This is a genomic window from Kosakonia sp. WA-90 (assembly GCF_039871955.1).
Lineage (GTDB): Bacteria > Pseudomonadota > Gammaproteobacteria > Enterobacterales > Enterobacteriaceae > Kosakonia > Kosakonia oryzendophytica.
In genome coordinates this window covers 673,716-688,011 of record NZ_JBDPLJ010000002.1, presented here as the reverse complement: position 1 = coordinate 688,011, position 14,296 = coordinate 673,716, and the positions used below count along the sequence as shown (strand labels likewise).

Here is a 14,296-nt window from a genome sequence, read left to right as displayed (position 1 = left end):
GATGGAGTCGATGTCGGAAGCAGAGTTGGAGCTGTTCTGCGCCTGAACGGTCAGGTCACGGATACGCTGCAGGTTGTTGTTGACTTCGCTCAGCGCGCCTTCAGCGGTCTGTGCCAGAGAAATACCGTCGTTCGCGTTACGCGCAGCAACGGTCAGACCGTTGATGTTAGAAGTAAAGCGGTTAGCGATCGCCTGACCCGCTGCGTCATCTTTAGCGCTGTTAATACGCAGACCAGAAGACAGGCGCTCAATCGCCGTTCCCAGAGAAGACTGAGATTTGGTCAGGTTGTTCTGAGTCATCAGCGACAGGGTGTTAGTATTAATAACAGCCATGATGTAATTCCTTCAAAAAAAAGTTATCAGATTCAGGCATCTGCCTACGGTTTTCTCACCGTCACCCAGATTATCGACAGCTTGCTGGTAACCTTTAGGAAAAAACATCACTTTTTTAAAGCGGAAAAGAGCCCGCTATTATCTGGCTTTATTCCGCCATTGTTTTTAAAAAAACCCTCTAATCTTTTCGCAGTCGCTGCCGATAATCCCCTCAGTGATTGTCCAAAACTGGAAGGATGAAGATATGTCAAGTATTAGTTCGCTCGGCGCAGGCACCAGCCTGGATCTCAATACGCTGTACGCTAACTTGCAAACAGCGGAAGAGACCAAGCTTAAACCAATTACTACTCAACAGACTTCGTATAAAGCAAAGCTGACAGCATGGGGCGTGGTGCAAACGTCGCTGACGAAGCTGCAGACTGCTGCTAACGCGTTGAAAAATACGTCGAATATCGCAGCAACTAAGGTATCAAGTACCAATACAGCGTTTACCGCCACGCTGGCGAATACCGCCGCAGCGGGTACCTATTCTATCGACGTAACGTCACTGGCTGCATCACAGTCTCTGCTGAGCCCGAAAGTCACCAGCAAAGATACTGATTTAGGTGACAGCAGCATGAGCTCGCGCACTATCACCATTACGCAGCCGGGTCAAACCAACCCGATGACGGTGACGCTGACGAGTGATAAAACCAGTCTTGCTGATATTCGCGATGCGATTAACAAACAGCAAGGCAGCGTCACCGCAAGCGTCATTAAAGCGGATGACAGCAGCTACTACCTGGCGCTGACATCGCGTGATAGCGGCACCAAAAACCAGATGACCATCACTACTGATGATGCGCAACTGGCGCAGTACATTAGCTACGATTCTACAAACCCCAGCAGCACCAGCAACAAGATGACCCAACAGGTCGCCGCTGCGGATGCGAAAGTGAAGATTAACGGGATTGAAATCACCCGTAGCAGCAACACGATCACCGATGCGCCAGAAGGCGTAACGTTGACGTTGAACAAACTGACAACCGCCGGCTCCCCGGAAACGCTGTCGGTAACAAAAGACAATGCGCCGATGACCGCAGCCATTCAGGCTTATGTGGATGCGTATAACTCGCTGCAAACGACTATCGCTAACCAGACCAAATATACAGCGGTGGATAAAGGTAGCGACGCCCAGAGCACGTCAAACGGCGACTTATTAGGCGATGGTACACTGCGTAATATTCAGACGCGCCTGCGTTCAGTATTGTCCGCAAGTCAGAGCGCAACCGGCAGCAGTGTTTCTATACTGTCGCAACTGGGAATTACGCAGGATACTTCCGGCAAACTGACCGTAGATAGCACCAAGCTTGACAAGGCGCTGAATGAAAAATCGGCGGATGTGATCAGTTTCCTGTCCGGGGACGGTAAAACCACCGGTTTTGCAACCCAGGCCAGTAACCTGTTGGCAGACTTTTTAGGTACTTCCGGCTCTGTGCAGAACGCGACTGATGGCATCAACAAGACGCTGAAGCGTCTGTCCGATCAGTACGATCGCACAAATGAGCAGATTACAGCGACGATGGCGCGTTATAAAACGCAGTTCACCAGCTTAAGTACTTTGGTCTCGTCCCTGACATCCACCGGGAACTATTTGACTCAGCAATTTAACGCAATGAACGCATAAACCAGTTAGTTGAGGTTTGACATGTATACGAAATCGGGAACTCAGGCTTATGCACAGGTCGGCGTGGAAAGCGCCGTTCTGAGCGCCAGCCCACATCAACTCGTGGTATTACTTTTTGATGGTGCGTTAAGCGCCATGAAAAAGGCCGCGATCCTGATTGAGCAGGGAGATATTCCCGGTAAAGGACAGGCGCTTTCAAAGGCTATTAATATCATTACCAACGGCTTGCGGGCCGGGCTTGACCACGAAGTTGGTGGCGAGCTTTCCGCAAACCTGGATAGTCTTTATGACTATATGACAAGACGTCTTTTACAGGCAAACCTCCACAATGACATCTCAGCCATTGATGAAGTTTCAACGTTGCTGAACAACATCGCTGATGCCTGGAAAGAGATTGGCCCCAATAATCAATCCGCGCGGGACACTTACTAATGGAAGCAAATTTCGGGTTGCTCCACCACTATCAGCAGCTGTTGGTCGTCAGCCGTACCATGCTTAGCCTCGCGAAGGAAGGGCGTTGGGATGAACTCATTGAGCACGAGATAGGCTATGTCAAAGCTGTAGAACAATTGACTCAATTCCAGGATGCCAGTGAAATTGCGCCTCAGATGCAGGCGCAAATTCGCCCCCTGCTCCAGCAAATTCTGGATAATGAAGTCGTGCTGAAACTCCTGTTGAACCAACGGATGGACGAATTACGGACATTAGTTGGACAGACATCCCGACAACATAACCTGCATTCGACATATGGACGTCTCTCTGGAAACATACTCTTCCCTAATGAGATTTAATTCTCATCCCGGCGGGTGATACGTTTGTCGTCAATCACCCGCCTGGTTTGTTTTGTTCACTCCTCCCCTCTTTTTTGACACGTAATACCACCTGGCTTTGCCTGCGCATCCCTTCCCCGGTTTTGCAAAAATGCGCTTTCTCATTCTGTTTTTAAAATCTCATCCATACTTCCAGAGTCTTACTCTGGAGCACCGAATATGAAAAACCCCACCCTGTTACAGACCTTTCATTGGTATTACCCCGATGGCGGCAAACTCTGGCCGGAACTGCGCGAACGCGCTGCGGGCTTTAACGATATTGGCATTAACATGGTCTGGCTTCCCCCGGCGTATAAAGGTGCATCCGGCGGCTACTCGGTGGGTTACGACAGTTATGACCTGTTTGACTTAGGCGAGTTTGACCAAAAAGGGTCTGTGGCCACCAAATACGGTGATAAAACACAGCTACTGACCGCCATCAATGCATTGAAAGAGAACAATATCGCTGTGCTGTTGGATGTGGTGGTCAACCACAAAATGGGGGCTGACGAAAAAGAAGCCATTCGTGTTCAGCGGGTTAATGCGCAGGATCGCACACAGATTGATGATGAAATCATCGAATGTGAGGCCTGGACACGCTATACCTTTCCGACTCGCGCCGGGCAATACTCGCAATTTATCTGGGATTTCAAATGTTTCAGCGGTATCGACCATATTGAAAATCCGGATGAGGACGGGGTGTTCAAAATCGTCAACGATTACACCGGCGAGGGCTGGAACGATCAAGTGGACGACGAAATGGGCAATTTCGACTATCTGATGGGTGAAAATATTGATTTTCGCAACCATGCCGTAACCGAAGAGATCAAGTACTGGGCGCGTTGGGTAATGGATCAAACCGGATGCGATGGCTTTCGCCTGGACGCGGTAAAACATATTCCCGCCTGGTTCTACAAAGAGTGGATCGAACATGTGCAGGAAGTTGCGCCAAAGCCGTTGTTCATCGTTGCGGAATACTGGTCACACGAGGTAGGAAAGCTACAGCAATATATCGATCAGGTCGACGGTAAAACCATGCTGTTTGATGCCCCACTGCATATGAAATTTCATGAAGCGTCGAAACTGGGGCGCGATTATGACATGAGCCAGATTTTTACCGGCACCCTGGTTGAAGCTGACCCCTTTCATGCGGTGACGCTGGTCGCCAACCATGACACACAGCCGTTGCAGGCACTGGAAGCACCGGTGGAAACCTGGTTTAAACCCCTGGCCTATGCCCTGATCCTGCTGAGGGAAAATGGCGTGCCCTCGATCTTCTACCCTGACCTGTATGGTGCCCATTACGAGGATACTGGCGGTGATGGAGAAACGTACGCTGTGGATATGCCGGTTATCGACCAACTCGATCAGTTGATTCTCGCCCGCCAGCGCTTTGCACATGGGGTACAAACGCTGTGGTTTGATCACCCCAACTGTATTGCTTTCAGCCGCAGCGGCACCGACGACGATCCCGGCTGCGTGGTGGTACTATCCAACGGTGATGATGGCGAAAAGCACATGACGCTGGGCGAGAATTATGGCCATAAAACCTGGCGTGACTTTCTGGGCAACCGCGACGAATGGGTGACGACCGATGAGAGCGGCGCCGGGGTGTTTACCTGCAATGGCGGCAGCGTCAGCGTGTGGATAATCGAGGATGTGCTCTGACGCTGTGCCGGGTGAGCGTGTCACCCGGCCAGTAAACTTAGTGGGCGAGACTTAGCCCGGCATCATCACGCGCCTTCTCACACTCCACGGTGAGTTTATCCACTTTCTTCAGCGTCATGCCATCGACCTCCAACAACGCACCATCGTGTTCAAGACGGTAGATGTCACGATTCTGCGTCACGTTGTACAGTTTGTCGTCATTGCGCATCAATTTACCCGGGACGGCAATCACTCGCTGCCACTGGCGGCAATCCAGTGTATCGCCACCGGGCGTAATAATCAGACTGGCCATCGCCTCCGGGCTAACCAGTTTGCTTTGCGGCCCCACCGACTGCCAGTAGCCCGCCAATCCAGCAGGCGCGGGTTGTTTGACCACCGCCTGATAATTTTCCACCTGCATGCAGCCGCTTAGCAGCATTACCGCACCGAGGATCACTCGCTTTTTCATCTTTTGCCCTGCTCGCGAAGAAAAAAATATTGTGGCATTAAAGCGTTATCGTCGCCACCCTTTCCCCACGCGTAACAAGTTTGATCTGCACCAGGTTTTCACATTATTTCGCATCAGATTTTGCGCAGCCCGTGTATCATCCGACTCTTTTCGCAAGACTATCCACACTCCTTCTGAGTTCAGAGGTTTTTACTATGTCCTGGCAACAGTTTAAGGATCGGTTTTTAATTAAATTCTGGTCTCCTGTCCCGGCCGTTATCGCCGCCGGTATTCTCTCCACTTACTATTTTGGTCTTACCGGCACATTCTGGGCCGTTACCGGCGAATTTACCCGTTGGGGTGGGCAACTGCTGCAACTGGCGGGCGTGCACACGGAAACATGGGGCTATTTCAAATTGATCCATCTGGACGGCACGCCGCTGACGCGTATCGACGGGATGATGATCATCGGTATGTTTGGCGGCTGTTTTGCCGCCGCACTTTGGGCCAATAACGTTAAGTTACGTTTCCCGCACAGCCGGATCCGCATTGCGCAGGCGATCATCGGTGGGATGATTGCCGGTTTCGGCGCACGTCTGGCGATGGGCTGTAACCTCGCGGCGTTTTTCACCGGTATTCCACAGTTTTCCCTGCACGCCTGGTTTTTCGCTGTGGCGACGGCCATCGGCTCATGGTTTGGTGCACGCGTTACTCTGCTGCCGCTGTTCCGCATTCCGGTAAAAATACAAAAAGTCTCCGCCGCATCGCCGTTAACGCAAAAACCGGCTCAGGCGCAGCGTCGCTTCCGCCTCGGCATGCTGGTGTTCGCGGGAATGCTCGGCTGGGCGCTCCTCACCGCCATGAACCAGCCTAAACTTGGGCTGGCTATGCTGTTCGGCGTCGGTTTTGGGTTACTGATTGAGCGCGCGCAAATCTGCTTTACATCGGCGTTCCGCGATATGTGGATCACCGGGCGTACCATGATGACCAAAGCGATTATCTTCGGCATGGCGGCAAGCGCCATCGGTATCTTTAGTTACGTGCAACTTGGCGTAGAAGCCAAAATCATGTGGGCCGGGCCAAACGCCGTGATCGGCGGGTTACTGTTCGGTTTCGGCATCGTGCTGGCGGGCGGCTGTGAAACCGGCTGGATGTATCGCGCTGTTGAGGGGCAGGTGCACTACTGGTGGGTAGGGCTGGGCAACGTGATAGGCTCAACAATCCTCGCCTGGTTCTGGGATGACATCTCCCCTGCGCTGGCAACCCAGTGGGATAAAATCAATTTACTCAATACGTTTGGCCCGCTCGGCGGACTACTGGTGACTTACCTGCTGCTGCTGGCGGCGTTGCTGCTGGTGATTGGCTGGGAAAAACACTTTTTCCGCACTAAAGCGGTTACCCCTGCGAAGGAGGCTGCATGAACATCGTGCCTGATTACCGTCTGGATATGACCGGTGAACCCTGCCCTTACCCGGCTGTGGCCACGCTGGAAGCCATGCCGCAGTTGAAAAAAGGTGAAATACTGGAAGTGGTGAGCGACTGCCCGCAGTCGATTAATAACATTCCTCTTGATGCACGTAACCACGGGTATACCGTACTGGACATTCAGCAGGATGGCCCCACGATTCGTTATCTGATCCAGAAGTAACCCGTACCCGCCCTCTCCGGACCCGGAGGGGGCGAGAATCCCGGCGTCTACCGCCTCCGGTCACGAAAACGTCAGGTTGAAGACCAGTCTCTGTTCTGAATCACAACACGGTAACCGTCTCTGTCTGCGAAGGTTTTACCCTGCACGGCCCAGTAAGGATTAAAGGATTTAACCTCGCAAAATCCGGCTTTCATCATCATCTCGCAACGAACGCCCGCTTCCTGCGTATCCGGATAATAGAGCACCAGTAAATCTTCAGCCGTGTGGGCAGGTTGCACCGCATGCCCGTGGCAATGGGTAAATTCGATGTGCCAGGGCAATGCAGGATCCCCCACCATTACGCCACTGAACCCGTCATGGTCATGGAAAGCGGTGATTTTCTGTAACCCAAGACCGTCGCAATACATGCGGCAAGTCAGTTCAAGATCCGTCACGGGTTTAGCGATGCGCATATGCGTAAAAGTCATCAGACACTCCTCGTCGTTCACAGGTGTTGTGATGACGGACTTTAGCCGCCCGGCGGAAAACCGATGTGATCATCCGTGCTCATGCACAAAGCGTGGGAGCGGCGCATAGTGTTAAGCACCGAAAAGAGGGATAAAGCGAGGAAAAGGAGGATAACCTGCAAATTATCCTCCCTCTTTGAAACGCGGTTCGACTAGATCTGCATGTTCATCACGTCCTGGTATGCCGAAACCAGTTTGTTACGCACCTGAATCCCCATCTGCAATGAGATAGAGGATTTTTGCAAATCGGTCATCACGTCATTCAGCGCCACGCCCGGCTCGCCGAGAGTGAACTTTTCCGCCTGCGTGCGGGCTGCGTTTTGCGTGTCGCTGATGCGATCCAGCGCGGCATGCAGTTGACCGGCGAAACTGATTGTCGGTTCGCTTTCCACGCTCTGATTGCGCGCAATCCCCGCAGTGGCCTGCAACTGACTGACGACGCTTTCAATGCCCTGTATAGCCATGGTTTTTCCCCGGATGGTTTGATACTCGACAAGGTTAACAGCTTGTCAATGAGATAATTGCGGTAAATAGCGATAAAAAACCAGGTTATTTGGGGCATAGAAAATTCGGATTCATCAAATAATGGCATTGCCATGTAAATGGACAATTGTCGAGTTTGCCGACCCGGGAGCCTGTTTTGTTTCTCAACTCAAATAACAATATCCGCCCAGAGTTACGAGGTGTGCAATGAGTGCAACTGCTACAACTGCACCGCAGAATAAATCTCTTGAGTGGATCAACCGCTTGCGCGCGAACCCCAAAGTTCCATTAATGGTGGCCGGCGCTGCAGCCGTTGCCATCATCGTTGCAATGGTTCTGTGGGCAAAAAGCCCGGACTATCGCACGCTTTATAGCAACCTGTCCGATCAGGACGGCGGCGCTATTGTTACCCAGTTAACACAAATGAACGTTCCTTACCGGTTTGCTGATGCCGGTGGTGCTATTGAAGTTCCGGCGGATAAAGTCCACGAGTTGCGTCTGCGTCTCGCCCAGCAAGGTCTGCCGAAAGGTGGCGCGGTCGGTTTCGAACTGTTGGATCAGGAAAAATTCGGCATCAGCCAGTTTAGCGAGCAGGTCAACTACCAACGCGCTCTGGAAGGTGAACTGGCCCGTACTATTGAAACGCTGGGTCCGGTAAAAGGTGCCCGCGTACATCTGGCCATGCCAAAACCGTCGCTGTTCGTGCGTGAACAGAAATCACCGTCAGCCTCTGTCACCGTTAACCTTGAGCCAGGCCGCGCCCTGGACGATGGTCAGATCAGCGCCATGGTGCACCTGGTCTCCAGTGCCGTAGCAGGCTTGCCGCCGGGCAACGTAACCGTGGTTGACCAGAGCGGCCGTTTGCTGACGCAAGCCGGTACTGCAGGTCGTGACCTGAACGATGCTCAACTGAAATATACCGCCGACGTTGAAGGTCGTATTCAACGCCGCATCGAAGCGATTCTGGGTCCTATCGTGGGTAACAGCAATGTGCATGCACAGGTTACCGCGCAGCTTGATTTTTCGAACAAAGAACAAACCGAAGAGCAATACAGCCCGAACGGCGACCCTTCACAAGCGGTGCTGCGTTCACGTCAGGTCAACAGCAGCGAACAGATTGGTGGCCAGAATCCTGGCGGCGTTCCTGGCGCACTGTCTAACCAGCCTGCACCGGCGAATACTGCGCCGATCTCTACGCCGCCGGCCAATCAGCAGAACCAACAGAACCAACAGAACCAACAGAATCAGCAAGGTCAGACGACGTCCACCGCCAGCACTGCGACCGGTCCGCGTAATTCGACACACAACGAAACGTCGAACTATGAAGTAGACCGCACGATTCGCCACACCAAAATGAACGTGGGTGATGTGCAACGTCTGTCCGTGGCCGTGGTGGTAAACTACCGTACGCTGGCCGATGGCAAAACCGCCGCGTTGACAGCCGATCAGCTGAAACAGATTGAAGATTTGACCCGTGAAGCAATGGGCTACAGCGAAAAACGCGGTGACACCCTGAACGTGGTCAACTCGCCGTTTAACGCGAAAGACGATGTGGGTGGTCAACTCCCCTTCTGGCAGCAACAAGCGTTTATCGATCAGCTGATGTCTGCAGGTCGCTGGCTGCTGGTTCTGATTGTCGCGTTTATCCTGTGGCGTAAAGCGGTGCGTCCGCAACTGATACGCCGTCAGGAAGAAGCGAAAGCGATTCAGGAAGCCGCTCAGGCTCGCGCAGAGCTCGAAGAGTCGGTGGAAGTCCGTCTCAGCAAGGACGAGCAGCAGCAACAGCGTCGTACTAACCAGCGCCTGAACGCCGAGGTGATGAGCCAGCGTATCCGCGAAATGTCAGACAACGATCCGCGCGTCGTGGCGCTGGTCATTCGCCAGTGGATGAATAACGAACATGAGCAATAATCTTACCGGAACGGACAAAAGCGTCATCTTGCTGATGACCATTGGTGAAGACCGTGCGGCCGAGGTGTTCAAACACCTCTCCGCCCGGGAGGTTCAGCACCTGAGTACCGCGATGGCCAGCGTGCGTCAGATTTCCAACAAACAGCTGATGGATGTGTTGCAGGAGTTTGAAACGGAAGCGGAACAATTCGCGGCGCTGAACATCAACGCCAACGACTACCTGCGCACCGTACTGGTGAAAGCCCTTGGCGAAGAACGTGCATCCAGCCTGCTGGAAGACATTCTCGAAACCCGCGATACCACCAGCGGCATCGAAACGCTCAACTTTATGGAGCCGCAGAGCGCCGCAGACCTTATTCGCGACGAGCATCCGCAGATTATCGCCACCATTTTGGTGCACCTCAAACGTGCTCAGGCGGCGGATATCCTTGCACTGTTCGATGAGCGTATGCGTCACGACGTGATGCTGCGTATCGCCACTTTCGGCGGCGTACAGCCTGCTGCACTGGCGGAACTGACCGAAGTATTGAACAACCTGCTCGACGGCACCAACCTCAAACGCAGCAAAATGGGCGGCGTGAGAACAGCGGCGGAAATCATCAACCTGATGAAAACGCAGCAGGAAGAAGCCGTTATTACTGCTGTTCGCGAGTTCGACGGCGAACTGGCGCAGAAAATTATCGACGAGATGTTCCTGTTCGAAAACCTGGTGGACGTGGACGACCGCAGCATCCAGCGTCTTCTGCAGGAAGTGGACTCCGAATCCTTGCTGGTTGCCCTCAAAGGCGCCGAACCACCATTGCGCGACAAATTCCTGCGCAACATGTCGCAACGTGCGGCAGATATCCTGCGCGACGACCTTGCCAACCGTGGCCCGGTTCGTCTGTCTCAGGTGGAGAACGAGCAGAAAGCCATCCTGCTTATTGTTCGTCGTCTGGCGGAAACCGGCGAGATGGTAATTGGCAGCGGCGAGGATACCTATGTCTAACGAAATGCCGTGGAAGATCTGGAAGCCGGATGACCTGGCGCTTCCTCTCGCTGCCGAGTTCGCTCCCCTGCTGACGCAGGACGAGCCGATGATCGATGAGGAAGAAGACGCGTTATCTGCAGAACAGAAACAGCAGCAGCAACTGGCGCAAATCCAGATGCAAGCGCACGAGGCTGGCTATAACGCCGGTCTGGCGGAAGGCCGTAAGGCAGGTTATGACGTGGGCTATCAGGAAGGTCTGGCACAAGGACAAGAGCAGGGTCTGAATCAGGCCCGCCAGCAACAAGCCCCGTTGCATGCGCGTATGCAGCAACTGGTCAGCGAGTTTCAGTATACGCTGGATGCGCTGGACAGCGTTATCGCCTCCCGTCTGATGCAGATGGCGCTGGAAGCCGCGCGCCAGGTGCTCGGCCAGGTACCGATTGTGGATAACAGCGCACTGATTAAACAGATCCAACTGTTATTACAGCAAGAACCGTTGTTTAGCGGCAAGCCGCAACTGCGTGTTCATCCGGATGATTTGCAGCGCGTCGAAGAGATGCTCGGCGCGACGCTCAGCCTGCACGGCTGGCGTCTGCGCGGCGATCCGACGCTGCATCCGGGCGGTTGCAAAGTCTCCGCCGATGAAGGCGATCTCGACGCCAGCGTGGCGACACGCTGGCAGGAACTGTGCCGTCTGGCGGCGCCAGGAGTTGTTTGATGACCGCGCGTTTGACCCGCTGGCTGACCACGCTGGATAACTTTGAAGTGAAGATGGCGCAACTGCCGTCTGTACGCCGTTATGGTCGACTGACCCGTGCGACTGGCCTGGTGCTCGAAGCCACCGGGCTGCAATTGCCGCTGGGGGCGACCTGTATCATCGAGCGTCAGGACGGACAGGAGATGTGCGAAGTCGAAAGCGAAGTGGTTGGCTTCAATGGTCAACGCCTGTTCCTGATGCCACTCGAAGAAGTGGAAGGCATTTTGCCTGGCGCTCGCGTCTATGCGCGTAGTGTGATGGGCGACAATTTACACAGCGGCAAACAGCTGCCGCTCGGCCCGGCCCTACTCGGCCGCGTTCTGGATGGCGGTGGCAAACCGCTGGACGGACTGCCATCGCCGGATACCGGCGAAACCGGGGCGTTGATCACGCAGCCGTTTAACCCGCTGCAACGTACCGCAATCGAGCATGTACTGGATACCGGGGTACGCGCCATCAATGCGCTGTTAACCGTAGGACGTGGGCAGCGTATGGGCCTGTTCGCCGGTTCCGGCGTCGGTAAGAGCGTATTGTTAGGCATGATGGCCCGTTATACCCAGGCAGATGTGATTGTTGTCGGGTTGATTGGCGAACGTGGCCGCGAAGTAAAAGATTTTATCGAGAACATCCTCGGCGCAGAAGGTCGCGCGCGTTCGGTGGTTATCGCCGCACCTGCGGATGTCTCTCCTTTGTTGCGTATGCAGGGCGCTGCGTATGCTACGCGCATAGCTGAAGATTTCCGCGATCGCGGTCAGCATGTGCTGCTGATTATGGATTCTCTGACGCGTTATGCCATGGCGCAGCGTGAAATCGCACTGGCTATCGGCGAACCGCCAGCTACCAAAGGTTATCCACCGTCTGTCTTCGCCAAATTACCGGCGTTGGTGGAACGTGCAGGCAACGGTATTCACGGTGGGGGTTCCATCACCGCGTTCTATACTGTTCTTACAGAAGGGGATGACCAACAGGATCCTATTGCTGACTCAGCGCGCGCGATCCTCGATGGACATATCGTTTTGTCACGCCGTCTGGCGGAAGCAGGACACTACCCGGCAATCGATATCGAAGCGTCTATCAGTCGTGCGATGACAGCATTGATTACTGAAAAACATTACGCAAGAGTTCGTAATTTCAAACAGTTGCTATCGAGTTTCCAGCGTAACCGCGATCTGGTTAGCGTTGGCGCTTATGCGCGAGGTAGCGACCCCATGCTGGATAAAGCCATCGCATTGTGGCCGCAACTTGAAGCTTTCTTGCAACAAGGTATTTTCGAGCGTGCCGGGTGGGAAGATTCGATGCAGGCACTAGAGCTGATCTTCCCGACAGCATAATGTAGTGGAGGCTGACTTCATGACGCAAAATAGCGCATTGACGACGCTTAAAGATTTGGCAGAGAAAGAAGTTGAAGACGCGGCGCTGCGGCTTGGTGAGATGCGTCGGGGCTGCCAGCAAGCAGAAGAACAATTAAAAATGCTGATCGACTATCAGCATGAGTATCGTAGCAGTCTGAATAACGATATGAGCCAGGGCATTGATAACCAGCGCTGGCAAAACTATCAGCAGTTTATTCAGACGCTGGAAAAAGCTATCGAGCAACACCGCCATCAACTGGCGCAGTGGACCCAGAAAGTCGATGTCGCGCTGGGTTGCTGGCGGGAGAAAAAGCAACGTCTGCAAGCCTGGCAAACATTGCAGGACAGGCAAAGTGCCGCAGCGTTACTGGCGGAAAACCGTCTCGATCAGAAGAAAATGGATGAGTTTGCACAGCGAGCGTCCCTGAGGAAAACAGAATGATCACCTTGCAAAAACTGCTAGTTACAGAATCCGATGCCACCACCGGCACGCAAACAGGCAAGGCTGGCGGTGATGCCGCTCAGGACTTCCTCGCCCTGCTCACTGGTGCAATGTCCGGCGCTGGCGCGCAAGGGCAAGAGGGCGATGCCCCCCTTACCCTTGCCGACCTGCAAGCGGCCGCGTTAAGCGGCAAGCTGGCGAAAGGTAAGCTGGCCGCCGCATCCGGTGAAGCGGCGCAAACCCCGGCACAAAAACTGGCCGATATGCTGGCGCGCCAAAGCGTGAAAATGGATGCCAAAACGGCCGCTGAAAGCAATGCCGATATGCAGAACCTGCTCTCCGGCTTGACCCCTTCCGCCCAAACGGATGTGCTGGCTGCGCTGACGAAAACGGCAAAAGCGGCCGATGAGAAAACCGACTTAAGCGACGAAGATCTCGCTAACCTCAGCGCGCTGATGGCCATGCTGCCACACCAGCAGACGCAGCAAATGACCGCGACACAGCCGCTTACCACGACCAGCACCGCCACCAGCGCAATAGATGTGGGGGCGGCGGCAAACCGCGCGCTGAACACCAACCCATTGACTACCGACACGGGCGCCGATCTGCCGCGTACCACCACGAAAGGCACGCATGACGCCACCGCCAGCACGCTTCAGGTTGCCGATGATTCACAGCAATCCACTACCTTTGCGGCCGCACTGGCATCACGTAAAGAAACGGATAATGCCGTGCAGCAAACCACCAATACCACCGCAAGCATTGCGCCGGTCACCACAACCACCAGCGCAGCGCAGGCCAGCACCCCGGTAGCCGCACCAGTTATCAGTGCGCCGCTGGGTAGCCATGAGTGGCAGCAGAACCTGAGCCAGCACGTCACGCTGTTCACCCGCCAGGGCCAGCAGAGTGCGGAACTGCGCTTACACCCGGAAGAGTTGGGCCAGGTGCAAATTTCCATCAAGCTGGAAGACAACCAGGCGCAATTGCAAATGGTTTCAGCGCATAGCCACGTTCGCCAGGCGCTGGAAGCTGCGCTGCCGGTGCTGCGCACCTCGCTTGCAGAAAGTGGCATCCAGCTGGGTCAAAGCAATATCAGCAGCGAGAGCTTTGCAGGCCAGCAGCAACACTCTTCTCAGCAACAGCAGGCATCACGTTCAGGATCCGGCAACCTGTTTGGCAGCGATGATGATGAAGCGTTAGTCACTCCTGCAAGCCTGCAGTCCGCTGCTCGCGGTAACGGCGCTGTCGACATCTTTGCCTAAACGTCCGAGGTAGCATGATTATCCCCGTCTTTTCCGCGCTTTGGCGGAAGCAAGACACGGGA

15 protein-coding genes and 1 pseudogene are annotated in these 14,296 nt (G+C 54.3%); 12 read left to right on the top strand and 4 right to left on the bottom strand.

The window, feature by feature from the left end; translation table 11 throughout:
- A pseudogene (locus ABGA49_RS06470) lies at positions 1-333 on the bottom strand (flagellin FliC); the annotation flags it as partial.
- A gap of 244 nt (positions 334-577) precedes the next feature.
- Here ABGA49_RS06470 and fliD point away from each other — a divergent pair.
- From fliD to amyA, 4 genes are all read left to right on the top strand, one after another.
- A complete protein-coding gene (fliD, locus tag ABGA49_RS06465; protein ID WP_347665320.1) occupies positions 578-1,999 on the top strand; it encodes a flagellar filament capping protein FliD in 1,422 nt (473 codons plus the stop codon).
- A gap of 21 nt (positions 2,000-2,020) precedes the next feature.
- A complete protein-coding gene (fliS, locus tag ABGA49_RS06460; protein ID WP_061494301.1) occupies positions 2,021-2,431 on the top strand; it encodes a flagellar export chaperone FliS in 411 nt (136 codons plus the stop codon).
- Positions 2,431-2,790, top strand: coding sequence for a flagella biosynthesis regulatory protein FliT (gene fliT / locus ABGA49_RS06455; protein WP_061494300.1), 360 nt, complete (start codon positions 2,431-2,433; stop codon positions 2,788-2,790). Before fliS ends, fliT begins: the two co-directional genes overlap by 1 nt.
- Before the next feature lie 198 nt (positions 2,791-2,988).
- Entirely contained in the window at positions 2,989-4,476 is a 1,488-nt protein-coding gene (gene amyA, locus ABGA49_RS06450; RefSeq protein ID WP_347665319.1) for an alpha-amylase, read from the top strand.
- Between the two features lie 37 nt (positions 4,477-4,513).
- Here amyA and yedD read toward each other — a convergent pair whose 3' ends face one another.
- A complete protein-coding gene (gene yedD / locus ABGA49_RS06445; RefSeq protein WP_347665318.1) occupies positions 4,514-4,924 on the bottom strand; it encodes a lipoprotein YedD in 411 nt (136 codons plus the stop codon).
- Between the two features lie 194 nt (positions 4,925-5,118).
- Here yedD and yedE point away from each other — a divergent pair, with 194 nt between their 5' ends.
- Together yedE and yedF are read left to right on the top strand one after the other, a co-directional pair.
- The gene (gene yedE / locus ABGA49_RS06440) at positions 5,119-6,324 is read left to right on the top strand and encodes a selenium metabolism membrane protein YedE/FdhT (protein ID WP_088237974.1); all 1,206 of its coding nucleotides are present in this window, start codon (positions 5,119-5,121) and stop codon (positions 6,322-6,324) included.
- A complete protein-coding gene (gene yedF, locus ABGA49_RS06435; protein ID WP_061494296.1) occupies positions 6,321-6,551 on the top strand; it encodes a sulfurtransferase-like selenium metabolism protein YedF in 231 nt (76 codons plus the stop codon). Before yedE ends, yedF begins: the two co-directional genes overlap by 4 nt.
- A gap of 71 nt (positions 6,552-6,622) precedes the next feature.
- Here the strand turns inward: yedF and ABGA49_RS06430 are convergent, their stop codons facing one another.
- Both ABGA49_RS06430 and fliE read right to left on the bottom strand, forming a co-directional pair.
- Positions 6,623-7,018 carry a VOC family protein gene (locus ABGA49_RS06430; protein WP_347665317.1) on the bottom strand — a complete coding sequence of 132 codons (396 nt, stop codon included), beginning with the start codon at positions 7,016-7,018 and terminating at the stop codon, positions 6,623-6,625.
- Positions 7,019-7,209: 191 nt separating this feature from the next.
- Positions 7,210-7,521, bottom strand: coding sequence for a flagellar hook-basal body complex protein FliE (fliE, locus tag ABGA49_RS06425; RefSeq protein WP_061494294.1), 312 nt, complete (start codon positions 7,519-7,521; stop codon positions 7,210-7,212).
- A gap of 226 nt (positions 7,522-7,747) precedes the next feature.
- On the opposite strand from fliE, the gene fliF reads away from it, so the two are divergent.
- Genes fliF through fliK form a run of 6 tightly spaced genes read left to right on the top strand, consistent with a single transcriptional unit; the run spans position 7,748 to position 14,234 of the window.
- Positions 7,748-9,451 carry a flagellar basal-body MS-ring/collar protein FliF gene (gene fliF / locus ABGA49_RS06420; protein ID WP_061494293.1) on the top strand — a complete coding sequence of 568 codons (1,704 nt, stop codon included), beginning with the start codon at positions 7,748-7,750 and terminating at the stop codon, positions 9,449-9,451.
- On the top strand, positions 9,441-10,439 hold the full coding sequence (fliG, locus tag ABGA49_RS06415) for a flagellar motor switch protein FliG (RefSeq protein ID WP_061494292.1): 999 nt from the start codon (positions 9,441-9,443) through the stop codon (positions 10,437-10,439). Before fliF ends, fliG begins: the two co-directional genes overlap by 11 nt.
- A complete protein-coding gene (fliH, locus tag ABGA49_RS06410; protein WP_061494291.1) occupies positions 10,432-11,139 on the top strand; it encodes a flagellar assembly protein FliH in 708 nt (235 codons plus the stop codon). Before fliG ends, fliH begins: the two co-directional genes overlap by 8 nt.
- Complete coding sequence (gene fliI, locus ABGA49_RS06405; RefSeq protein WP_061494290.1) at positions 11,139-12,509, top strand: flagellar protein export ATPase FliI; 1,371 nt, start codon at positions 11,139-11,141, stop codon at positions 12,507-12,509. The genes fliH and fliI overlap by 1 nt, the downstream gene beginning before the upstream one ends.
- A gap of 19 nt (positions 12,510-12,528) precedes the next feature.
- Positions 12,529-12,972, top strand: coding sequence for a flagellar export protein FliJ (gene fliJ, locus ABGA49_RS06400; RefSeq protein ID WP_061494289.1), 444 nt, complete (start codon positions 12,529-12,531; stop codon positions 12,970-12,972).
- Entirely contained in the window at positions 12,969-14,234 is a 1,266-nt protein-coding gene (gene fliK, locus ABGA49_RS06395; protein WP_347665316.1) for a flagellar hook length control protein FliK, read from the top strand. Before fliJ ends, fliK begins: the two co-directional genes overlap by 4 nt.
- The last annotated feature ends 62 nt before the right edge of the window (positions 14,235-14,296 follow it).